This window comes from Actinoplanes sp. NPDC026670, from assembly GCF_040638175.1.
Lineage (GTDB): Bacteria > Actinomycetota > Actinomycetes > Mycobacteriales > Micromonosporaceae > Actinoplanes.
Genome location: NZ_JBEZXU010000002.1, coordinates 335124 through 355809 on the forward strand (window position 1 = coordinate 335124; position 20686 = coordinate 355809).

General features: G+C 69.8%; 28 protein-coding genes and 1 riboswitch. Of the genes, 11 read left to right on the plus strand and 17 right to left on the minus strand.

Going from position 1 to position 20686, the window contains the following annotated elements:
- Nucleotides 1-15: 15 nt before the first annotated feature.
- The 3 genes from AB0E94_RS03355 to AB0E94_RS03365 all read left to right on the plus strand — a co-directional run bounded on the left by AB0E94_RS03355 (nt 16) and on the right by AB0E94_RS03365 (nt 2089).
- The gene (locus AB0E94_RS03355) at nt 16-369 is read left to right on the plus strand and encodes a DUF6204 family protein (protein WP_360321806.1); all 354 of its coding nucleotides are present in this window, start codon (nt 16-18) and stop codon (nt 367-369) included.
- Nucleotides 370-407: 38 nt separating this feature from the next.
- The gene (locus AB0E94_RS03360) at nt 408-1103 is read left to right on the plus strand and encodes a Clp protease N-terminal domain-containing protein (RefSeq protein WP_360321809.1); all 696 of its coding nucleotides are present in this window, start codon (nt 408-410) and stop codon (nt 1101-1103) included.
- A 119-nt stretch (nt 1104-1222) separates the two neighbouring features.
- The gene (locus tag AB0E94_RS03365) at nt 1223-2089 is read left to right on the plus strand and encodes a sigma-70 family RNA polymerase sigma factor (RefSeq protein ID WP_360321812.1); all 867 of its coding nucleotides are present in this window, start codon (nt 1223-1225) and stop codon (nt 2087-2089) included.
- A 6-nt stretch (nt 2090-2095) separates the two neighbouring features.
- On the opposite strand, the gene AB0E94_RS03370 is transcribed toward AB0E94_RS03365, so the two are convergent.
- Nucleotides 2096-2599: a GNAT family N-acetyltransferase gene (locus tag AB0E94_RS03370; RefSeq protein ID WP_360321815.1), complete on the minus strand. Its 504-nt coding sequence runs from the start codon at nt 2597-2599 to the stop codon at nt 2096-2098.
- Nucleotides 2600-2678: 79 nt separating this feature from the next.
- Between AB0E94_RS03370 and AB0E94_RS03375 the strand changes: the two genes are divergently transcribed.
- Nucleotides 2679-3128 carry a MarR family transcriptional regulator gene (locus tag AB0E94_RS03375; RefSeq protein WP_360321818.1) on the plus strand — a complete coding sequence of 150 codons (450 nt, stop codon included), beginning with the start codon at nt 2679-2681 and terminating at the stop codon, nt 3126-3128.
- The gene (locus tag AB0E94_RS03380) at nt 3125-3547 is read left to right on the plus strand and encodes an organic hydroperoxide resistance protein (protein WP_360321821.1); all 423 of its coding nucleotides are present in this window, start codon (nt 3125-3127) and stop codon (nt 3545-3547) included. Before AB0E94_RS03375 ends, AB0E94_RS03380 begins: the two co-directional genes overlap by 4 nt.
- 82 nt (nt 3548-3629) lie before the next feature.
- Here the strand turns inward: AB0E94_RS03380 and AB0E94_RS03385 are convergent, their stop codons facing one another.
- The 7 genes from AB0E94_RS03385 to AB0E94_RS03415 all read right to left on the minus strand — a co-directional run bounded on the left by AB0E94_RS03385 (nt 3630) and on the right by AB0E94_RS03415 (nt 9264).
- Nucleotides 3630-4262, minus strand: coding sequence for a class I SAM-dependent methyltransferase (locus AB0E94_RS03385; RefSeq protein WP_360321824.1), 633 nt, complete (start codon nt 4260-4262; stop codon nt 3630-3632).
- Nucleotides 4263-4272: 10 nt separating this feature from the next.
- A complete protein-coding gene (locus AB0E94_RS03390) occupies nt 4273-5103 on the minus strand; it encodes an AAC(3) family N-acetyltransferase (RefSeq protein ID WP_360321827.1) in 831 nt (276 codons plus the stop codon).
- Nucleotides 5100-6119, minus strand: coding sequence for a hypothetical protein (locus AB0E94_RS03395; protein ID WP_360321830.1), 1020 nt, complete (start codon nt 6117-6119; stop codon nt 5100-5102). The genes AB0E94_RS03390 and AB0E94_RS03395 overlap by 4 nt, the downstream gene beginning before the upstream one ends.
- A gap of 6 nt (nt 6120-6125) precedes the next feature.
- Complete coding sequence (locus tag AB0E94_RS03400) at nt 6126-6749, minus strand: HAD family hydrolase (protein WP_360321833.1); 624 nt, start codon at nt 6747-6749, stop codon at nt 6126-6128.
- Nucleotides 6750-6793: 44 nt separating this feature from the next.
- The gene (locus tag AB0E94_RS03405; RefSeq protein WP_360321836.1) at nt 6794-6943 is read right to left on the minus strand and encodes a hypothetical protein; all 150 of its coding nucleotides are present in this window, start codon (nt 6941-6943) and stop codon (nt 6794-6796) included.
- Nucleotides 6944-6969: 26 nt separating this feature from the next.
- The gene (locus AB0E94_RS03410; RefSeq protein WP_360321839.1) at nt 6970-7917 is read right to left on the minus strand and encodes a tyrosine-type recombinase/integrase; all 948 of its coding nucleotides are present in this window, start codon (nt 7915-7917) and stop codon (nt 6970-6972) included.
- 807 nt (nt 7918-8724) lie between these two features.
- Nucleotides 8725-9264: a histidine phosphatase family protein gene (locus tag AB0E94_RS03415; RefSeq protein WP_360321842.1), complete on the minus strand. Its 540-nt coding sequence runs from the start codon at nt 9262-9264 to the stop codon at nt 8725-8727.
- Nucleotides 9265-9379: 115 nt separating this feature from the next.
- Here AB0E94_RS03415 and AB0E94_RS03420 point away from each other — a divergent pair, with 115 nt between their 5' ends.
- Nucleotides 9380-9835 (plus strand): hypothetical protein, encoded by a 456-nt coding sequence (locus tag AB0E94_RS03420; RefSeq protein WP_360321845.1) that lies wholly within the window; start codon nt 9380-9382, stop codon nt 9833-9835.
- Here AB0E94_RS03420 and AB0E94_RS03425 read toward each other — a convergent pair.
- Nucleotides 9830-10753: a hypothetical protein gene (locus AB0E94_RS03425; protein ID WP_360321848.1), complete on the minus strand. Its 924-nt coding sequence runs from the start codon at nt 10751-10753 to the stop codon at nt 9830-9832. The two genes, AB0E94_RS03420 and AB0E94_RS03425, sit on opposite strands and share 6 nt — an antisense overlap.
- A 190-nt stretch (nt 10754-10943) precedes the next feature.
- Between AB0E94_RS03425 and AB0E94_RS03430 the strand changes: the two genes are divergently transcribed.
- From AB0E94_RS03430 to AB0E94_RS03445, 4 genes are all read left to right on the plus strand, one after another.
- On the plus strand, nt 10944-11513 hold the full coding sequence (locus AB0E94_RS03430; protein WP_360321851.1) for a GrpB family protein: 570 nt from the start codon (nt 10944-10946) through the stop codon (nt 11511-11513).
- The gene (locus AB0E94_RS03435; RefSeq protein WP_360321854.1) at nt 11510-12052 is read left to right on the plus strand and encodes an HD domain-containing protein; all 543 of its coding nucleotides are present in this window, start codon (nt 11510-11512) and stop codon (nt 12050-12052) included. Before AB0E94_RS03430 ends, AB0E94_RS03435 begins: the two co-directional genes overlap by 4 nt.
- Nucleotides 12053-12429: 377 nt before the next feature.
- Nucleotides 12430-13119, plus strand: a complete 690-nt coding sequence (locus tag AB0E94_RS03440; protein ID WP_360321857.1) for a VOC family protein — start codon at nt 12430-12432, stop codon at nt 13117-13119.
- An 86-nt stretch (nt 13120-13205) separates the two neighbouring features.
- A complete protein-coding gene (locus AB0E94_RS03445; RefSeq protein WP_360321911.1) occupies nt 13206-13901 on the plus strand; it encodes a hypothetical protein in 696 nt (231 codons plus the stop codon).
- Between the two features lie 21 nt (nt 13902-13922).
- Here the strand turns inward: AB0E94_RS03445 and AB0E94_RS03450 are convergent, their stop codons facing one another.
- The 5 genes from AB0E94_RS03450 to AB0E94_RS03470 all read right to left on the minus strand — a co-directional run bounded on the left by AB0E94_RS03450 (nt 13923) and on the right by AB0E94_RS03470 (nt 17714).
- On the minus strand, nt 13923-14237 hold the full coding sequence (locus AB0E94_RS03450) for an SMR family transporter (protein ID WP_360321860.1): 315 nt from the start codon (nt 14235-14237) through the stop codon (nt 13923-13925).
- Between the two features lie 14 nt (nt 14238-14251).
- Nucleotides 14252-14319: riboswitch (guanidine-III (ykkC-III) riboswitch) on the minus strand.
- Between the two features lie 48 nt (nt 14320-14367).
- A complete protein-coding gene (locus AB0E94_RS03455; protein ID WP_360321863.1) occupies nt 14368-14925 on the minus strand; it encodes a hypothetical protein in 558 nt (185 codons plus the stop codon).
- 21 nt (nt 14926-14946) lie between these two features.
- On the minus strand, nt 14947-16257 hold the full coding sequence (locus AB0E94_RS03460) for an MFS transporter (RefSeq protein WP_360321866.1): 1311 nt from the start codon (nt 16255-16257) through the stop codon (nt 14947-14949).
- 1 nt (nt 16258) lies between these two features.
- Nucleotides 16259-16849: a helix-turn-helix domain-containing protein gene (locus tag AB0E94_RS03465; RefSeq protein WP_360321869.1), complete on the minus strand. Its 591-nt coding sequence runs from the start codon at nt 16847-16849 to the stop codon at nt 16259-16261.
- 91 nt (nt 16850-16940) lie between these two features.
- Nucleotides 16941-17714, minus strand: coding sequence for a lysophospholipid acyltransferase family protein (locus AB0E94_RS03470; RefSeq protein WP_360321872.1), 774 nt, complete (start codon nt 17712-17714; stop codon nt 16941-16943).
- Nucleotides 17715-17795: 81 nt separating this feature from the next.
- On the opposite strand from AB0E94_RS03470, the gene AB0E94_RS03475 reads away from it, so the two are divergent.
- Complete coding sequence (locus AB0E94_RS03475) at nt 17796-18440, plus strand: GNAT family protein (protein WP_360321875.1); 645 nt, start codon at nt 17796-17798, stop codon at nt 18438-18440.
- Between the two features lie 26 nt (nt 18441-18466).
- Here AB0E94_RS03475 and AB0E94_RS03480 read toward each other — a convergent pair whose 3' ends face one another.
- The 3 genes from AB0E94_RS03480 to AB0E94_RS03490 form a co-directional block, all read right to left on the minus strand.
- On the minus strand, nt 18467-18631 hold the full coding sequence (locus AB0E94_RS03480; RefSeq protein ID WP_360321878.1) for a hypothetical protein: 165 nt from the start codon (nt 18629-18631) through the stop codon (nt 18467-18469).
- Between the two features lie 52 nt (nt 18632-18683).
- Nucleotides 18684-19220, minus strand: coding sequence for a LuxR family transcriptional regulator (locus AB0E94_RS03485; protein WP_360321881.1), 537 nt, complete (start codon nt 19218-19220; stop codon nt 18684-18686).
- A partial coding sequence (locus AB0E94_RS03490; RefSeq protein WP_360321884.1) for a LuxR C-terminal-related transcriptional regulator occupies nt 19217-20686 on the minus strand: 1470 nt, incomplete at its 5' end. The genes AB0E94_RS03490 and AB0E94_RS03485, both read right to left, overlap by 4 nt.

A 20686-nucleotide genomic window follows, 5' to 3' on the forward strand; every position in this document is an offset into this window, starting at 1 on the left:
CAAGATACTGGCGCGATGAGCACGAGCCGCACGATCCGCGTCACCGTCCGCGGGTCCTTCGACAACCTGTCCGAGCAGCAGAAGGCGCAGCTGATGGCGGCCGGCGCCGACCATGCCGACATCCTGGCGGTGCAGTACACCGAGGACGGGCATCTGACCTACGACCTCGCGGCCCGGCCGTTCTTCTGTTTCCGGTTCGCCGAGCAGGTCGACGACGAGCGGGAGGTGCCGAAGGTGACGGCCCGGGCCGAGGCCAAGGCCGCGGCCTGGATGACCGAGCGGGGGTACGGGTTCAAGCGGATCACCTCGCAGACCGTCGACCTGTCGGAGGTGCCGATGGGCAAAGCCGGCCGCAAGCGTCAACTCTGAGTTGACGGCAGCCGTGTCGTCAACTTAAGGTTGACGGCATGACTGTTCGTCTCGATGACCTCATCCACGCCGTGACCGCCGGCCACCCCGACAGCCCCCTGGACCGGGTCGCCGGCGCCGTCGCCCTCTCCGACCACCTCGGCGAGCTCGCCGACCACCTGGTCGGCCACTTCGTCGACCAGGCCCGCCGCTCCGGCGCCTCCTGGACCGACATCGGCCGCAGCATGGGCGTCACCAAACAGGCTGCCCAGAAACGGTTCGTCCCGGCACCCAAGCAGGACGCCTCCCAGGGGTTCAGCCGTTACTCCGATCTGGCCCGCGCCGCCGTGGTGGGTTCGATGGCGCACGCCGCCCGCCTGCGCCACGCCGAGATCAGCCCCGGCCACCTGGTGCTCGGCCTGCTCGATCAGGCCGACGGGCTGGCCGCCCAGGCCGTCCTGGCCCAGGGCCGCACCCTCGACGAGATCCGCACCGCGGTCACCGCGCTGCCCGGCGAGTCCGAGCCGGCCCCGCTGATCCCGTTCGACGCCCACGCCCGTAAAGCCCTGGAGCTGTCCTTCCGCGAGGCGCTGCGGCTGGGCCACGACCGTGTCGGCACCGGCCACGTCCTGCTCGCCCTGCTGGAGGAGCAGGAGCCCGAGGGCGGCCCGCTCGACCTGCACAAGGCCGCCGTCGAGCAGACCGTGCTGACCGGCCCCCAGGAGGGCCCGCTGGAGGCGCTTCCGGAGGGCTGACGCACTTGAGGAAAAATTCTCGGTGCAACCAAGCAGCAACCGAGAGTGCCCGCCGGTTGCACCCGTAGCCGCGAAAAGTTCCCCCTGCCAGCCGGTCAGCCGACACAGGGGGAATCGAAATGACCGCTCAGCCTCAGGCCGCCACTCCTGCCGTTGTCAGCCGGGCCCAGGAGGAACTGATCCGCGACAACATGGCGCTGGTCGGTCACATGGTCCGCGAGATGCTGTTCAAGGTGCCGCCGCACGTGCACCGCGACGACCTCGCGTCGGCCGGCTACGCCGCGCTGGTGACCGCCGCCCAAGCCTACGATCCGGAACGCGGGATCCCGTTCGGCCGGTTCGCGGCCGTCCGGGTCCGCGGCGCCCTGCTCGACGAGCTGCGCAGCATGGACTGGGCCAGCCGCTCGGTGCGTGCCCGCGCCCGCCGCGCCGACGTGGCCCGCGAGGAGCTGACCCGCCGGCTCGGGCGCACCCCGACCCCGGAGGAGCTCGCCGAACTGCTCGGTGTCGCCGTCGGTGAACTGTCCAGCGTCGACGACGACGTGCAGCGCGCCGCGGTCCTGTCGTTGCAGGGCTTCGCCGCCGGCACCGCCGAGGACATGGTCACCGAATCCTCACTGAACCCCGAGGAGATGCTGTTGCACCGCGAGCGCCTCGGCTACCTGCACGACGCGGTCGGGGTCCTGCCCGAGCGGCTGCGCTACGTGGTGGAGGCGTCGTTCCTGCAGGAGCGGCCGCTGTCGGAGGTCGCCGCCGAACTGGGCGTCACCGAGTCGCGGGTGTCGCAGCTGCGCACCGAGGCCCTGGCCCTGCTGCGCGACGGCCTCAACACCCACATGGAGCAGAAGAAGTCGCCGACGGCCAAGGACGGCTGCGTGGCCCGGCGGCGGGCGGCCTACGCCGCGCAGATCGCCGCACGCTCCACGATGAGCACCCGCCTGTCGGTGACCGACGTGCACGGACAGCGGCTGGCCGCCGCGGCCTGACCCGGCTCAGCCCGCCGTACGCAGGTACACGTCCTCCAGCCCGTCCTCGGGATCCCACTGCTCGCCGACCTTGCGGAACCCGAACCCGGCGATCACCTTCTTCGAACCGGTGTTGTCCGGCCGGATGCTGGCCCGTACCGCGGTGACCCTCGGGTCGCCGTCGGCGCGGGCCAGCAGTGCTGCCAGCATCTGTTTCGCGTAGCCGCGCAGCCGGTACTGCGGCGCCACCGTGTACGCGACCTCGACCACCCCGTCACCGTCGGGTGGCCCGTGGAACCCGCCGTGCCCGACGACCACCCCTTCGGGTTCGGCGATGACCGCCGCCGCGATCCAGTCCGCGGCCGCCGGATCACGCCTGATGTCGTCGAGCCGGATCTCCCACAGCCAGTTCTCCTCGATCAGGAACGGGCTCAGCGGATGCCCGGCGGCGGCGCTCGCGGCGTCGAGGTCACCGGCGAGCAACGCGGCCAGAGTGGCGGGGGAGAGCTTCAGGAAGCGGATGGACGCCATGGCCGCATGATCACACAACGTGGTGACCTGCGGCACCAATCAGTTGTGCACAACTAAATTGCGCACTACTGTTCCGGGCATGCGAGAAAGCACCGCCCTCGACCGGATGATCTGCTTCCAGCTCTATGCGGCCAGCCGGGCGATGACCTCGCTCTACCGGCCACACCTCGACCCCCACGGCCTCACCTACCCCCAATACCTCGTCATGCGCATCCTCTGGCACGACGGCCCCACCACAATCCGTGACCTCGGACGCACCCTGCGCCTCGACTCCGGCACCCTCAGCCCCCTACTCAAACGCCTCGAAACCCAAGGCCACATCCGACGCGAACGCGCCACCCACGACGAGCGCACCGTCTGGATCCACCCCACCGAGACCGGCACCCACCTCCAAAGCGACATCGGCGACCTCTCCCACGCCCTCGCCTGCGCCACCGGCCTCACCACCGACGAACTACACCAACTCCACACCCTGCTGCACCGCGCCAACGGCACAGCACCAACCCCTCCCGGAGGAACCACCGCATGAGCACCCTCTACACCGCCTCAGCCACCGCCACCGGCGACGGCCGCAACGGCCACGTCCGCTCCAGCGACGGCGTCCTCGACTTCGACCTCGCCGTCCCCAAGGAACTCGGCGGCGCCGGCGGCGCCCTCACCAACCCCGAACAACTCTTCGCCGCCGGCTACGCCGCCTGCTTCCACAGCGCCCTCAAACGTGTCGCCTCCGCCCAGAAGATCACCCTCGAAGACACCGCCATCACCGTCGACGTCGGCATCGGCCCCCTGCCCACCGGCACCGGCTTCGGCCTGTCCGTCACCATCGAGGCCGAACTCCCCGGCCTCGACGAAACCACCGCCAAAGCCGTCCTCGACGCCGCCCACCAGCTCTGCCCCTACTCCAACGCCACCCGCGGCAACGTCGAGGTCACCCTCAACCTCGCCTGACCCACCACACACCGAAGGCCGGGCCGCGGTGATCGCGGTCCGGCCTTCTACCTTCCATCAGCTTCCTACCGGCTTTCCTCACCTACCGGTACGCGAAAACGAACGCGCCCTCCGTCTGCGGATCCGGACGATGCACCAGCTCACCCTCCACCGTGAAACCCGCCGCACCCAACCAGCCCGCCACCTGCGCCACCGACCGCCGATGCACCAACACATTCATCGGAAGACCGCCATAACCCTCGGTCTTGTGCCGCACCCCCGCACCGGCATGAAACCCGATCATCACCACACCACCCGGCGCCAGCACCCGACGAAACTCCGCCAGCACCCCCGGCACCGCCTCATCCGGCACATGAATCAGCGAGAACCACGCCAGCACCCCACCCAGCGACCCATCCGCCACCTCCAGCGCCGTCATCGAACCCACCTCGAACCGCAACCCCGGAAACTCCCGCCGCGCCACCTCCACCATCCCCGGCGACAGATCCACCCCGAACACGTCCAAACCCGCCTCATGCAGATGACCGGTGATCCGCCCCGGCCCGCACCCCACATCGGCCACCCGCCCACGACCACGCACCAGCTCGGCGAACAACCCCAGAATCCCGCGCTGAAACGGCTCCTCGGCCAACCGGCCACGCAACATGTCCGCATAACTCACGGCCACCGTGTCGTACGAACTGCGGGTGTCGTCGATCCAATCGGGAACACGCATGGGCCGCACCCTAGCCCTCGGCCACCTCAGCGGCCCCCGCCACCCGGTTGTCCCGGATCCAGCCGGTCGCGAAATCCACCACCGCCCGCTGCGACATCAACCGCGACACCGCCCCACCCACCAAACCCACCGACACCGGCCCCACCGCATCGAACGCCACACCGATCTCCTCGAAATCCGACGAGTCACTGGCCGGCGCCGACCACGTCACCCACCGCACCGAACCATCGGCATCCCGCACCGCCGCCCCGTTCTCATCCAGCTTCGGATCCGGCTGCCGCGTCTCCGACAGATGCATCGACGTGTTGTTGGCATGCCCACACCCGATCAGCAACACCTTGCCGTCCAACCGATACACCGCCCCCAACGGCGACCCGTCACCCAACTCGTCCTCCACCGGATGCGACGCCACGACCTCCGCCGCCCGCGCACCCACCGCCGCAAACGACACCTGCGGATGACCACTGCGCACCGCACCCGGCCACGTCCGCACACTCTCCGGCAGCACACCCACCCACCGGCTCGGCGACAACACCCGATCAAACCCCGGATTCTCACCCCGGATCACCGGCCACCACGCCTCCGGCACCGGCGGATTACTCCACCCCGCCGGATCCGAGTTGTAATTCGTATGCGTCGGCACCACCAGCGTCCCGTCCGGCCCCAGCACCTCCAACAAGGCCAGCACCACCGACTGCACATGCCCCACCACGAACCCGACCGACCGCAACGCCGAATGCACCAGCACCACATCACCGGCCGCCAGCCCCAACCGCCGCAGATCAGCAGCCAGCGAACTCACGGTATGCGGAACAGCCTGAGAGGGAGTCTCCTGATTCACCGCGCCAGTATCCCGACACCCCCGCCCCCTGTCGCCCCGATAACCCGCGACCGCCGCCACGCCACCACCAGCAGCCCCACCACCAGCACGAACCCGAACACATCACTGACCACCATCAACCACGGCGCCGCCGCCGCATAAGGCGGAGCCAGAAACGCCCCACCCGCCGCCACCACCAGCCCGGCACCCCACACCGCCAGCACCTGCCGCTGCGACCGCGCCCACCGCACCGCCACAACCACCACCAGCACCAGCGCCGCCACCCGCAACCCCAACCCCGGCCAGCCCCCACCGGCGAACCACGAGGCCACCTCGACCACCAGCACCAACCCACCCAGCACCAGCGGACTCCACCCCGACGACGCCGCCGCAACCATCGGGGCAGACACCCACCACGCCGCCACCACCAGGCCCGCAACCACGACCACCACCGCAGCCACCTGCACCGGCGTCACCACCCGGCCCGAATCCGACCAGTTCACCAGACTCGCCACCACATACAGCAGCGCCAGCCCGGCCACACCCCGCCGCGACAACCACGGCTCCCGCCGCACCGCCGGCCCACACCAGGCCTCCACCACCGCGATCGGCGCACACACACTCAGCCACACATGGTTACGCACGAACTCGAACAACTGTTCAGCACTGAAACCCAGACCCGGCACCCACGTCGCCTGCGCAGCCCGGGACGCCTCCGCGAACTCCGTGCCCGCCAACGCCGCCCGATCGAACAAACTCTGATCCACCAGCCCGGCCTGCACCAACCCGAACGCCGCCGCCAGCAGCACCATCACCGGCCAGCCACCACCACGGCGCCGCGCCACCTCCCGGATCAGCACCGCGACACTCCCATACAGCGGCCCCAGGAACAGCAACACCACCGGATAGTCGACGACCGTGAACCCACCCCACACACACTCGGCACACCACGTCGCCAGCACCCACAACGCCAACACCCGCATACCGAACAGCCTGCCCGGCACCACCAGCAGCCGACAGTTGCCGAAAGTCGGCAACTAAAGTCACCCCAGCAGCCCCAGCACCTCCCGCGGATCGACCAAAGTCACATCCGCCGGCTCCGCCGGATCGAACAGGTGACCCCACCCCGCCGCCGCGCTCACACTCCCCGCCGCCCGCGCCGACCGCAGATCCAACGGCGAATCCCCGACCAGCACCAACCGGCCCGTCCCCACACCCAGACGACCCGCCACCACCAGCAACCCGTCCGGCGCCGGCTTCGCCCGCCCCGCCTCGTCACCACCCACGATCACATCCGCGGATATCCCCGCCGCCGCCAGCAACAACCGCGCCGACCGGCCACTCGCCCCGGTGAACACCACCACCGGCAGCCCCGCACCCCGCAACACCGCCAGCGTCTCCGGCACCCCCGGATAGGCGGACACCGACACACCCTCCAACTCCCGGTAGTAGACGTCACACTCGGCCGCCGACAGCTCCCGCCCCACCAGATACGCCAGAATCACCTCCGGCGTACCCCGCCAGTACGCACCCACCACATCCGCCGCCACCACCGGCGGCCCACCCAGCGCCGCCACCGCCCGCACGAACGCCGCCGGCACCACCCGCGCCGAATCGATCAGCGTGCCGTCCATGTCCCACACCACGTGATCAACGAAGACGGCCACACCCGCAGCAGGGGAGTGGCCGTCATCCGTACCAGAAATCGCACTCAATCGTCGTCGTCTCCGCCGTCGTCATCATCGTCATCGTCCTGGTCGCCACCCGGGCATCCGGTCAACGTCGTCAACGTCGCCACCCCACCGGCCACCAGCAGCACCCGCCCGAACAGCGACCGCCGGCTGAACATCTCCTCGCTCATACCCCAGGATTCTGGCAGACCCCACGTCACCCCAACTCCCGCAAAACACGATTCGTCCGATTCGCCTGAACCGCCGCACGCTGCTGCTCCGCCGTCACCTCGATATACGACTGCGACGTCGCCAACGACGCATGCCCCAGCAACCGCATGATCTCCGACGCGTTCGCCCCGTCCTCCGCCAGCCGCGTCGCGAACGTATGCCGCAACGCATGCAACTGCGCACCCCGAGGCACCCGATCCCCGACACCCGCCCGCCGGTAACACGACCGCACCAGATACTGCAGACCACCCCGCTGCAACGCCACCCCACGCCGATCCACCAGCAGGGGAGCGGTCGCACCGACCCGCCCGAACCGCACCCGCCGGCTGTCCAGATAGCGCCCCACCGCCGCATCCAGCCCCACCTCGATCGGCACCATCCGCGGCCGCCCACCCTTACCGGCCACCTCCACCCGCCGCTCACCCGGCCGCCCACTCACCGAACCCACCCGCAACGCCAGCATCTCCGACAACCGCAGACCCGCACACAACGCCAGCGCCAGCACCACCACATCCCGCTCCGGCCACGGATCACGCTGCGTGTCATCAGCCGTGCTCACCGCCCGCAACAACACCTCAGGCGTGTCCTCACCCCGCAACGGCTTCGGCACCAGCGCCGTCGTGCGCGGCTTGTCCACCGCCGACATCGGATTCCCCGGAATCACCTGCTCAGTGACCAGAAACGTGAAGAACGCATTCCACGACGACCAGGCCCGGGAGACGCTCGCGGGGGAGCGCGACCCGGCAAACCGGGCAAAAGCCCCGCGCAGAACGCGAGGGGAGAGGTCACTCACCGTGAGCGGAGCGGGCTCAGCAAGCCCCACCACAAGATGCAGATCCCTGCGGTACGCCTCAAGCGTATGCACCGAGGGTTTCCGCGTAGCACGGGCCGCCAGGAACTCGTCGACCAACTCAGCAATAGACAAATGCTGCATAAGCCATATTATGCAGCATTAAGCACAGTTTGTCCTGGTAGACGCATCTCTCACGATGCCCGCACCAACAACATGCCAAATGTCCGATCTCAGACGCCCACACGCACCGAGCCGGGGCCACCCCAGCCAAACGGCCGCGGCCGCTCCCGGGGCAGGGGACGCCCAACCGACCGGGGAAGCCTCCACCGGCCGCCATCCCACACGCACCAGCCGCGCACGGCGAACGTCCAGACCGCCAGCCGTCGCTCAGCCAGGTAATCCGCCTGCCTTTCCCGTGCTGAGCGACGGCTGATGGTCCTGGGCGCCCGCGGGCCGTCGCTCAGCGCGGGAATCGACCCGCTTTTCCCGTGCTGGCCGACGGCTCACGGTCCCGGCCGTCGCTCAGCACGGCAATCGCACTCGCTTTCCCGTACTGAGCGACGGCTCACGGTCTGGACGTTCGCGCGGGTTCCGGAGGCGCCCTGGGGAAGGGCCGGCCGGAGCCCCTCTCGAGCGCTAGTTGACATAATGTCGATTATCGACCTGGGAAATATCGGTTACCGGGAGGGGCTCTACCGCACCGATGCCGAGTGCGCGGCTGCATCCCAGCGGGTGAAGTTTCACAGGAGCCGTCGTGTGAGGAAACTGGCGGCCGTCCGTTTCGCTGCCACGACGTTCTCGGCAGCCGGATACGCGTCGGCCACCTCCCTACTCGGGGGCAGAGCGCTCGGGGCCGCCGATTCGGTGCGTACCGCCAGACGGCGAATTCCTGGCTGCTCCATCGGGCTGTGGATGCCGTTGATCATCGGCGCTCCCCCGGCGGCCTGGTCAGGGTAGGTGGTATTCCCAGCTTTGGGGCTGCCAGGTGAAGTCGGCGGCGAGCAGGGCGTGGATGCTTCGGCCGGTGGTCACGTGTTCGAGGGCTCGGTAGGTGGCCAGATGACCGATGAGCATGATGCGCTGGCCGGCCCATTTGGTCGGCAGTTCGGTGAGCAGGCGAACTACCCGGGTGATCGCCTGGTGGTGGCTTTCGCCGCCGGGATACGGGTGGTCGTAGTGGTCGAGGCGGTCGTTCTTGATGTCGGCGGCGGGGGTGCCGTTGCGGGTGCCGAAGTCGCATTCGCGGAGGCGCCAGTCGTACAGGATCGGGATGCCGGTGTGAGCGAACGCGATCTGTGCGGTTTCAGCGGCGCGGTGCAGGTCTGAGGTGAACACCGCGGTGATGCCGTCGTTGCTGCGGCGGTGGCCCATGGCGGTGGCGTCGGCGCGGCCCTGTTCGCCGAGGCGGCCGGGTAGCCAGCCGGTGGCGATGCCGCGTTCGTTGTCTTCGCTGAGCGCGTGGGTTTCGAACACGATGTCGATCGGCATCGGCTGATGTTATCGATCGTGGTCGGTCATTGCGGGCGGGTGGGCCGAGCTTGTTGTCCGGCTGGCCGGTGGGTGAGGGTCTGGCACTCCCCTGTGGCGCGTAGGTTGTCGGCTGATGACACGTGTGATCGGTGACCGGGACCGTTTTGCTGTGGAGATCGGTGAGTTGGTCTCGCCGCAGTTGCGGGTGGTGGACCTGTGGGCGGCGGGCCGGCGGCTGACGGTGGATGACAACACGGCGTATGTTCCGTCGTTCTGTCATTCGTTCCGGATGGCGGCGCGGCGGTTTCCGGTGGCGCCGTTTCCGGGGTGTTCGCCGGAGGAGACGTTCCGGTTGCTCGATGAGGATCGTGGCGGGTTCCGGAGTGGTTACCGGTTCTTCGAGTGGACTGAGATCGTCGACAATGTATCGGGTTACCGGTATCTCGATGGTGATCTGGTGCTGGTGTTCACGTTCTGGCGGGCGACGCATCCGGTGCCGGACGAGGTGGGGCGGGTTCTGGTGGCGCGGGTCTCCCCCGTGGAGTTCACGTCGATCGTCGAGACCGCGGTGGCGTTTCTGTCGTCATGAGGGGGACGGCGGTACCTCTGCGGTGAGGAGGATGTCGGCGCAGGCGGCTGCCTCGGCGGCTTGTGCCTGGTTTCCGCACTGGGCGCCGACCGGGGGTGGCGGTGTGATCGGGGTCATGATCTGCGGGCCGCTCGTGCTCGGCGTGGGATCGGTGGGTGGAGTGTTTGCTGTGGAATCCCAGTAGATCTGGATTCGCAGGAAGTGTGCCGCTGGTTGGCGCTCTATCAGGACGGTCACCTCGTGAAGAATTTCGCCGTTGTCGTCGGGGCGGAGGGTTGCCTGGTAGAAGGGCACGGTCGTGGCTGGTGGCGCTGGGCCGGATCCGGGGGCGGTGGGTGCCGTGGAGGCGCTGGTCGGGGGTGTCGGGACCCAGATTGCGAAGGCTCGGAGCAGGTTGTCGTGGCGGACTCCGGTTGCGGTCACGGTGAACGACAGCACGGCGTGGTGGTCGCCTTCCGCGACCAGGGAGATCTTGCTGATGTTGGGGCGGCCTCCGTCGGTGAACGCTGATGAGGCTGCGAGGATGCCGCAGGTCAGAGAGCCGACCAGGGTCAGCGGTGCGAGTGCGGTTGTGGTGGCCCGTGCGTGGCGGAAGCGAGCCGGCAGTGTTGCGGTTGTCAGGCCGAGTCCGAGGGCGGCTGCGGCCAGGATCAGGGCTGTGATGATCAGTTCGCGTGCGGTGCCGCCGTTGAGGATGGTGGGCATCCGGTCGGCGGTCAGGCCTACTCCGAGGAACAGGGCCAGTAGTGATGTCACGGCGCCCAGTGCGGCCGGTACGAGGACGGCTTGGTTCTTGCCGGTCTCCTCGGCTGCTGCGGTTGCCTTGGCTGCGGCGGCTCGGGCGTTGTCGGCGGACGTTGCGGCGGTGTCGGCGGCGTCTTCTGCGCGCCTGGCGGGGTCGGTGTTGTGCTCGCTCACCGGGCGGCACCTCCGGTTCCGCTGCGCAGTGACTGGCTTTCTCATCAAAGCACTGTCGGTGCCTGTGGAAAAGCGTCGGGGCATTGGTGTGGGTCGTTCGGTGTAGGGTCTGCGACTTGGTGTGGGCTGGGGTTACTCCCCCGGGTTGATTTTGTGGGGCGCGGTGGGCGTACCGGATGAGGGGTTTGGGGTGTCTGGTTCTTTGGGGTTTGTCGCTGCGTCTGATGCGGGGTGGCGGGAGCGTGGTGCGGCGCTGGTGGAGCGGTTGCGGGTGGTGTTGGGGCCGTTGGCGGTGCGGGTGGAGCACATCGGGAGTACGGCGGTGCCGGGGATGGCGGCGAAGCCGGTTTTTGATGTGCAGGTGAGTGTGGTGGATCTGGAGGTTGCGGCGGCGGTTTTTGATGGGCCGTTGGCGGGGTTGGGGTTTGTTCGGCGGCCGTATGAGCGTGATCATGTGCCGGCTGGTTGTGGGGATTCGCCGGAGTTGTGGGTGAAGCGGTATTGGAATTTTCGGGGGCTGGAGCCGGTGAATTTGCATTGCCGGTTGGTGGGTTCGCCGAATGAGCGGTTGGCGTTGTTGTTCCGGGATTGGTTTCGGGCGCATCCGGCGGCGGTTCCGGCTTATGGGGCGTTCAAGGTGGCGTTGGCGGCGGCGGTGTCGCAGGACCTTGGTTTGTATACGGATGTGAAGGATCCGGTGGTGGATCTGGTGGCGGTGGTGGCTGAGGAGTGGGCGGCGGAGTCGGGTTGGTCGGTGTGACTTACCGGGATCTGCCGGGCGAGGTGGCGCGGCTGCTGGAGCTTTTGGGGGCGCCGCCGCGGTTGGCGGCGCATTTGCGGTTGGTGCATGACGTGGCGTGGGATTTGACGGGGTGGCTGGCGGGCGCGCATCCGGAGGTGGTGTTCGACCGGGCGGCGGTGTTGTTCGGGGCGGCGACCCATGATGTGGGCAAGGTGGTGTTTCCGGAGGAGTTGTCGGTGCCGGGGGTACGGCATGAGGCGGCCGGGCGGGAATTGTTGTCGGCGCGGGGTGTGCCGGAGCGGCTGGCGCGGTTTGCGGGCACGCACGGGTCGTGGGGTGCGGCTGGGGTCGGGGTGGAGGATCTGCTGGTCAGTGTTGCGGACAAGGTGTGGAAGGCGAAGCGGGTCGAGGATTTGGAGCTGTTGCTGACCGGGCGGATCGCGGTGGCGTCGGGGGTGGCGATGTGGGAGGCGTTCCTGTCGCTGGACGATTGTCTGCAGGAGTTGGCGGCGGGGGCGGATGAGCGGCTCGCGTTTCAGAACGGGTTCCCGGTGTAATGGCGCGATGCGTATCGCGGTGATCTCGGATGTTCATGGGAATCTGCCGGCGTTGGAGGCGGCTTTGAGCTGTTGTTGTGTGGGCACACGCATGTGGCGGGGTCGATGCGGTTGCCGGGTGGGGCGCTGGTGGTGAATCCGGGCAGTGTGGGGTGGCCGGCGTATGAGGACGACGAGCCGTTAGTGCATCGGATGGAGGCGGGGTCGCCGCATGCGCGGTTTGCGGTGGTCGATGACGTGTCGGGGCGGTGGGAGGTGTCGTTTCATGCGGTGGAGTACGGGTGGGAGGGGGCGGCGGTGATGGCTGAGGGGTTCGGGCGGCCGGATGTGGGTGTGGCGTTGCGGACGGGTCGGGTGGGGTTGTGATCGTGCGGTGGGTGACGGGGTTTCTGGATTCGCCGTCGCGGGTGGCGGAGCCGTTCTGGGAGGCGGTGACGGGGTGGTCGTTGTCGGCGCGGCGTGCTGGTGGGGCGTTTGCGACGTTGGTGCCGGTGGAGGGTGATGCGTGTCTGCGGGTGCAGGTGGTCGGGGATGGTCCGGCGCGGGCGCATCTGGATCTGCATGTCGATGACATCGCGGAGGCGGCGGGGTGGGTGACCGGGCTGGGGGCGGATGCGGTGGCGGATCTGGGGGATGTTCTGGTGTTCCGCTCCCCTGCCGGGATTGTGTTCTGTCTGGTGTCGTGGCAGGGCGAGCGGGTGCGGCCGGTGGGTGGGGCGAGTGTGGTGGATCAGTTGTGTCTGGATGTTCCGGCGGGGGTGTATGAGCGGGAGGTGGGGTTCTGGTCGGCGGTGACGGGGTGGCCGGTGGGTTTGTCGGATCTTCCGGAGTTCTCGTTTCTGGTGCGTCCGGCCGGGATGGGGATCCGGCTGCTGCTGCAGCGCACCGGTGGTGTTCGGGCGGGGGTGCATGTGGATTTCGCGTGTGTGGATGTGGATGCCGAGGTGGCGCGGCATGTGGGGTTGGGTGCGAGGGTGGTGCGGCGGGTGGCTGGTGATTGGACGACGTTGCGGGATCCGGTGGGTCGGGAGTATTGCGTGACGGGGCGTCTGCCGGGCTCTGCATGATCACTTCGGTGTGGTGTGCGGGTGTTGTCGGTGGGTGCTGGTAGAAAGAAGCCGCTCTCATACAGGCGTACGAAGGTGGTTGGGTGATGACGGCGGCAGGCGTGCAGGCCAATGGGCTGACCGCGGACGAGTTGCAGCAGATCCGGGACGCGCTGGCGGCCGGGCGTAAGCCTCGGGTGCAGTTCACCGAGTCGGCGGGGCAGATTTCCGGGCAGATCGGGCAGGTGGTGGGTCTGGAGGATCCGTCGGTGTCCGATGAGTGGGTGGTGGTGAAGTTCGGGCGTGACGAGTTGCCCTTCTCTCCCGGTGATCTGCGGATCGCTCCGAAGGGGCCGGTTCCTAAGAAGGTGGCGCCGGTGGCGCCGGAGCCGGTGGAGCCGGTGTTGTCGGGTCCGGAGTTTCTGATCGACAAGCCGGTGCCGGTGAAGCCTCCCGTGCAGCGTAAGAGTGAGGAGGAGGTGCCGGTGGCGGCGGTTCCGCGTAAGGCGGCGCGTCCGGTGAAGGCGAAGCCGGGTCCGAGTTTGACGGTGACGCTGGCTTACGGTGAGGGTGAGTGGACGATCGCGGCCAATCAGGGTGCGAAGGCGTTGGCCCGGCCGTATGTGATTCGTCCGGCGGAGGCGTTGAAGATGGTGTCGTTGATCGATGTGCCTGGGGTGCAGGAGGCGGTCGATCAGATCATGGCGGCGGAGCGGGCTGAGGCTGAGCAGCAGGCGCAGCGGTTACGGGCGGAGTTGGCTGAGGTGGAGGCCCGCCTGGCCGAGTTGGGCGAGGCGGGCTGACCGTGGTGGGGTGTGCCGGGCTCAGTGGAAGTATTTGAGCCCGGCGACGCCGGTGATGACCAGGAGCAGGCTGATGATGCGGGGCAGGTTCGCCGGTTCGTTCAGGGCGATCATGCCGACGAGGGCGGTGCCGACGGCGCCGATGCCGACCCAGATGGCGTATCCGGTGCCGACCGGGATGGTGCGCAGGGCGTAGCCGAGGCCGGCCATGCTGAGGATCAGGGCGGCGCCGAAGACGGCGGTGGGTGCGGGGCGGGTGAAGCCGGCGCTGCGGTCGAGGGCGATGGCCCAGACGGTTTCGAGCAGGCCGGAGATGATGAGGACGAGCCAGGCCATGACGGGTCACCTCGAAGGCGGTCGTCTTGTCAGGCCGGGTACGACGCGCATCTCGTCCGGGGCTTCCGTGGTCACGGGCCACTTCGAAGGGTAGCCAGTCCGGGTGGTGGTTGGCGGTGGCGGTGAGCTATCACACCGGCGCGGCTGGGCAGATGATCTGTTTGTTCTCGCTGGTGAGTTGTCCGGCGGGGTTGGTGAGGTAGAGCCATACGTGCAGGTCGTAGTGGACGGGCATGGGTGGGGTGCCGGGTGGGACTTCGTGGCCGTTCATGGGGCCGTCGAAGGGGTGACCGAAGAGGGTGGGCCGGTCGGTGTCGGTTTTGAGGTCGCCGTCGGCGTCGGCTTTGAAGTATTCGAGGCCGACCAGTCGTGGGGCGCTGTTGCGGCCGGGGGTGTAGAGCAGGACTTCGGGCCAGACGGGGTCGATGGCGGGGTCGGCGGCGAGTTTGGGGTTGACGAAGTGCCAGCCCATGCCGGGTACGCAGTGGTCGGTGGGCAGGTATCCGGTGGCGATGGCTTTTTTGACGTCGCGGAATCGGGTGGTGGCGTCGACGAGGACTTTGCGTTGGGCGGGGCTGAGGGTTTTGTCGGGCAGGGGGCTGGCGTGGGCGGGGCCGACGACAATCGTGGTGGTGGTGGTGAGCGCGCAGGCCAGGGCGGTCGCGGCGGCGAGCAGTCGGTTGGTCATGCGACTCAGGGTCGGACATTTTCAGGGCTTATGTCCGGTTTCTGCGGCTGTTCCACCCGCTGGGGTTCGGTCTTTCCCACCTTGCGGGGACACCTGCGGGGACCCGAGAGGGCCGGGAGACGAGTTCCGCGGCAGCAGGGTGAGGATCAGCAGGCCGGCGGCGCAGTAGCCGACGCCCTGGGCGGCGATGACGGGGATGATGCCGAGGTGTTCGGCGAGTGTTCCGGCGGCTGCGGTGGCGGTCAGCATCGCGGCGGCGTCGAGCACGACGATGGCCGCGTAGACCCGGCCGCGGTGGCTGTCGTCGGTGGCGGTCTGGAAGACCGTGATCAGCCCGGCGACGGTGAGGGCGCCGGGTAGCCCGACGACGGCCATGATGATCACGGCCGGCCATGGTGAGCGGGTGATCAGTGGGTAGAGGAACAGGACCAGGTCGAGCAGGCCGAACGCGACGGCGCCGTAGCCGAGCAGGCGCTGGGGTGTGAAGCGATGGCCGACCATGGTGGTGATCAGGCCGCCGGTGAGGCCGCCGATGGCCTGTGCGGACATGATGATGCCGTAGGTACGGGCGCTGCCGTCGAGTACGTCGTGGACGAACGGCGCCATGAGGGTGCTCATGACGGCCTCGCCGGCGCCGGTGATGACGGTGAACGCCATGATGGCGCGCAGGGTGCGGGTGGAGACGGCGATGCGCAGGCCGTGGGCCCATTCGTGCAGCAGCTGCCGGGACGGTCCGGCCGGTGGTGTCGTGCGGTCGTGGCGGCGCATCCTGGCCAGCAGGGCGGCGGCTGCGGCGAAGGTCGCGATGTCGACGATGGTGAGCAGGGTGATGCCGCCGAGTCCGACGATGACGCCGCCGAGGGCCGCGCCGGTCAGCCGGGCGACGTCGCGGGCCTGTCCGTTGAGTGAGTTGGCGGTGATCAGGTCCGGTTCGGCGACCAGGGTGGGCACGAGGGCGGCTTCGGCGGTGGAGAAGAGCAGGGCGAGGCAGCTCTGGCCGGCCAGGACGAGGTAGATGATCCAGGCCTGGCCGGGTCCGTGGACGGCGGTCAGTGGGAGCAGGCCGATGCCGAGCAGCAGGTTCGTGGCCACGACGGTGCGGCGGCGGTCCCAGCGGTCGACGTAGACGCCGGCGATCGAGCCGGCCAGGATCTGGGGCAGCAGGGCGGCCAGGACGGCGGTGGCTGAGGCGACGGTGGAGCCGGTGAGGGCGTAGATCTGGTAGGCCAGTCCGGTCCGCAGGATCCAGTCGCCGGTCGAGGAGATGAAGTTCGCGGTCAGCAGCAGCCGGTAGTCGCGGTTGGCGGTGAGCAGTTGGCGCAGCCGTCGCATGTCAGCCTCCGGAGGCGGTCGGCGTGACGGGGACGGCGATCAGGGTGATGTCGACGGGCACGGCGCCGGCCGGGAGGCTCTGGGGGTCGCCGATCGGGCGGCGGCGGACCAGTGGGGTGATCAGTTCGTCCCAGGCGCGCGACAGTGCGGTCATCTCTTCGACGGTCAGGTAGACCAGGTTCTGGGAGACGCCGGTGTTCTGTGCCCATCGGGGGTCTTGTTCGCTGCGGCGTTGTTGCCAGTCGGTGAGCTGGGCGGCGCTGCGTTCGACGAGGAACCGTTCGAGCAGGTCGACCTGTTCCCAGGCTTCGGGTGAGTCGCCGGGTTCCCACTGCTGGGAGGTGGCGGTGACGCGCCACGGGCGTTCGCGGTTGTCGCCGGCGTCGGCCGGTTCGACGAATCCGTGTTTGGCCAGGTGGCGTAGGTGGTGTGAGGCGAGGGCCTGGCTGACGCCGAGCTGGCGGGCGGCTTCGGCGGCGGTGATGGCGCCTTCGCGTCCGACGAGGGCGTGCAGTTTGAGGCGTAGCGGGTGGGCCAGGACCCGTAGGGCCGAGGGGTCCCCCACTTTCCGGCGACCAGATTCCAAGGACATGCTTGGAGTCTTGAATGGACACCATCGACATGTCAAGCATTTGCTTGGAATATGGGGTACGAATGGCCCGGTTCCAGACGAAAGGTGCTGATCAGTGATTGCGGGGGCGGACCCGGGACAGGTCGTGCGGCCGGGATGAGTCGATCACCTTCGGCGTCTGCATCTCGTCGAGGCGCAGCGGTGTCAGGGTCTCGTCGATGGCGTCCATGATCAGCCGGGTGGCGTGCATGGCCTGCGCGCCCGGGGTGCCGACCTGCGCGGGCGTCAGGTCGACCGGCCGGTCACCGAACGCGACCTGCACGACCGGGCGGGTCAGCAGCGAACGCAGCAGGGCCCGGCCGATGCGTTTCGGGGCCTCCCACGGCAGCACGGCGTGGGTGCCCCACTGGGCGACCGGCAGGATCGGGGCGCCGGACATCTGGGCCATCCGGGCGGCGCCGGTCTTGCCGCGTTCCGGCCACATCCACGGGTCCAGGCCGATGCGGCCTTCCGGGTAGACCAGCACGGCCGAGTTCTCGGCGAGGGCTTTCGCGGCCGCGGGCAGCGCGTCGGCGACGTGGGTGGTGTTGCGGTCGACGCGGATGTGCCCGCAGTGCCGCATGATCGATCCGACGACCGGGGCCCGGAACACGCCGCCGGTGGCCATGAACCGCGGCACGATCCCGGCCCGGTGGCAGGCGGCCATGATGATCACCGGGTCGAACGGGCTGACATGGTTGGTCGCCAGGATCACCGGCCCGCCACGCAGCTGCGCGGGCAGCCCGCCGGACACCCGCAGCCGGGCCAGCGGGAACACCAGGATCCGGGCGACGACGAGCAGCGCCAGCCACAGCCGCGGCGCCCGCCAGACAGGTGAGGTCTCCATGAGGCCTCGAATAATCGCATGCCCGCCGGGCCGGTAAAACCCGGATGCGCGCGACAGGCCGGGTGGCTAGCGTCGGCGGGCGTGACCCATACCTATCCCCCACTGAACGTGACGGTCCGTACGCCGCGGCTGACGCTGGCCGGCGCCTCCGACGAGTTGCTGGAACAGGTGGTGCCGCTGGTCCGGGCGGGCATCGCCGACACGCAGCCGTGGCCGTTCGACGATCCGATCTCGTTCTACGCCGACAGCCCGGACCGGGAGTGGCAGTGGCTGCGCGGCATCTGGCGCGGGCGGGGCACGGTCACCCCGCAGAAGTGGCGGCTGTATTTCGTCGTGCTCGCCGACGGTGAGCCGGTCGGTATGCAGGACCTGGTCGGCCGTGACTTCGACAGGTTCGGCACGGTCTCGAGTTTCTCGTGGCTGGCGCCGGCCGCCCGGCGGCAGGGGCTGGGCCGGGAGATGCGTGCGGCGATCCTGCATCTGGCGTTCGCGGGGCTGGACGCCCGGGAGGCCGGCAGTGACGCGTTCGCCGACAACGAGGGCTCCAACCGGGTGTCGCGGGCGCTGGGCTATCAGCTCAACGGCACCGACTGGGACACCCGCCGCGGCGAGCCGGCCCTGATCCAGCGGTGGCGGCTCACCCGGGAGCAGTGGCAGCCGGGCCGCCGCGACGACATCGAGCTGACCGGGGTGAAGCAGTGCCTGCCAGTGCTGGGCCTCGGCTGAGTTCCGGTTTCCGGTGGCGGGCCAGGTCAGGCTGTCAGGTCCCGTAGGTCGACGACCTCGTTCGGCGCGGGCGCCGGCTGTGGGTCCGCCGCCGGCGTGCAGCCGGCCAGCGTCAGGGCGCAGGCCGCCAGAGCAGCGGCGCCCGCCCGCATGGACACGATCGTCATCCCGTCCCCCGTCATGATCCTCATCGAGTGACGGAACTCTATCCGGCGCTCAGGAGCAGAGGGAGCTCGCGGCTGGTCAGTCCGGGGAGCGTTGCCGCTGCCGCAGGTAGGCCAGGACCGCTTCGCGGGTGGTGCGGACCCCGAACAGGGCCCGCGCCTCGGCGATGCGCCGGTTCGCGGTCCGCAGGGACAGGAACTCCGCGGCCGCCGCGGCGGCGATGGTGTCGCCGGCGGCCAGCCGGTCCAGCAGGGCCCGCTGTTCCGGGATCAGGTTGGCGATCGTGTCGGTGCCGTCGATGCCGCGGTGTACCGGTCCCAGCCGGGACAGGTCGTCGATCAGGGCCCGGCCGGCCGCCGACTCCGGGTCGCAGACCGCCACCACCCCGGCGCCGCGGGCGGCGGCCAGGACGGCGAGTTGTGCGGTTTCCAGGTCGTCGTCGCTGATCCGGCCGTGCAGCAGCAGGTGGGCGGCGCCGACGTCCCAGGAGGGGTCGGGCAGGGCGAATCCGGCCCGGGCGGTCCAGCCGTCACGGGCCAGGCGCCGCAGGACGGTGTCGGCTTCGGCAGACGTGGCAACCACGTGGCGGGGAGCGTCGTCGGGCTGTCGTATCACCGGCCATCCTCGCTGGTGTCGAAGGGTTCAGGCCTTGCCGGGGTGGTGGCGAAGGCCAGTGCGGCTGCCTCGGTACGCGTCCGTGCCCCGAGTTTGCGCATGCTCGCACGGATGTGGGTGTCGACGGTCTCGGCGGAGATGCCGAGTTGCCCGGCGATCCGGCGGGTCGGCTCCCCCGCCGCGACCAGGCCCAGCACGTCCAGCTCGCGGCGGGTGAGCCGGCCGTCGGAACGGGGGCTGCGGCTGTCGCGCTGGATCTGGTGGCGGCGCAGGCCGCGGCGGGCCCGGCCGGCCAGCACGGTCAGCCCGGCGTTGTCGGCGAGTTGCTCGGCGCGCAGCAGGGCGGCGACCGCCTGGTCCCGGTCGCCGCCGGTCAGCCCGGCCGCGATCAGGCAGCGGATCTGTTCGCGCAGGGCGACAGGCTGCCAGCTGTCGGCGGCGCTGTCCAGACCCGACCCGACCGCCCACGCGGTCAGGGTGCGGCGGGCGGCGGCCGGCAGGTCGACCGGGATCGCCGCGTTGCCGGGCATGCCCAGGTCGTAGGCGGCCCACCGGGCGGTGATCGCGTGCAGCCCGGCGAGCAGCCCGGTCCCGGCGTCGGCGGGGGTACGCGCGGCCCGGTCCGGCTGGCCGTCGAGCCAGGCCGCCTCGCGGGCCACCCACGCGGCGGCCGGGTGTGCCGGAGCGCTGTCCAGCCGGGCGCGGGCGGCCGCCAGCAGGCCGGTGTCGGCCTCGATCAGCGCGGTCGCCGCGGTCGCGTAGGCGCGGGCCTGTTCGGGCAGGGCCCGGTCGGTGAGGTTCGCCGCCCGGCGCAGCACCCCTTCGATGCCGTCCCAGGACAGTTCGGCCGGGACCTGCGGGCCGTGCAGGGCCAGGGTCCAGTCGGCGGCGGCCAGGAACCGGGTCTGCCATCCGTAGGCCAGTGCCTGCCCGGCGGCGCCGGCGGCGGTCAGGGCGGCGCCGGCCGCGTCGGTGAGCCGGCCTTCGGCGGCGAGGTGTTCGACCAGCAGCCACGCCGACCAGCGGGCGATCAGCGGGTCGGCGAACCCGGCGGCCTCGCGGAGCGCGGTGTCCCAGCCGGGCAGCCGGTGGGTGGCCCGGACCGCGGCCAGCGCCGCGGTGATCCCCGGCGGTGGCTGCGGATGCCGCACAGCGATCTTGTCGGCCAGTTCGAGGGCGCTCATCGGCTCGGTGGCCAGCGCGCACAGCAGCAGGACCCGGTCGCGGCCGGCGACGACCCCGGAACCGGCGGTGTCCGGGACCGCGCGGACCGCGTCGCGGGCGGCGGCCGGTTCCCCGGCCTGCAGCAGCGCCTCCCCGCGCAGCACCGCGGCCTCCAGCGCGAGCGGGTCGACGCCCGTCCCCCCGGAAAGACCGGTGGTGTGGTCGAAGGCGCCCGGCACCACCGCGGCGGCCAGCGGGCGCAGCACCTCGGCCGCGTCCGGGGCCCGGCCGGTGGCCAGCGC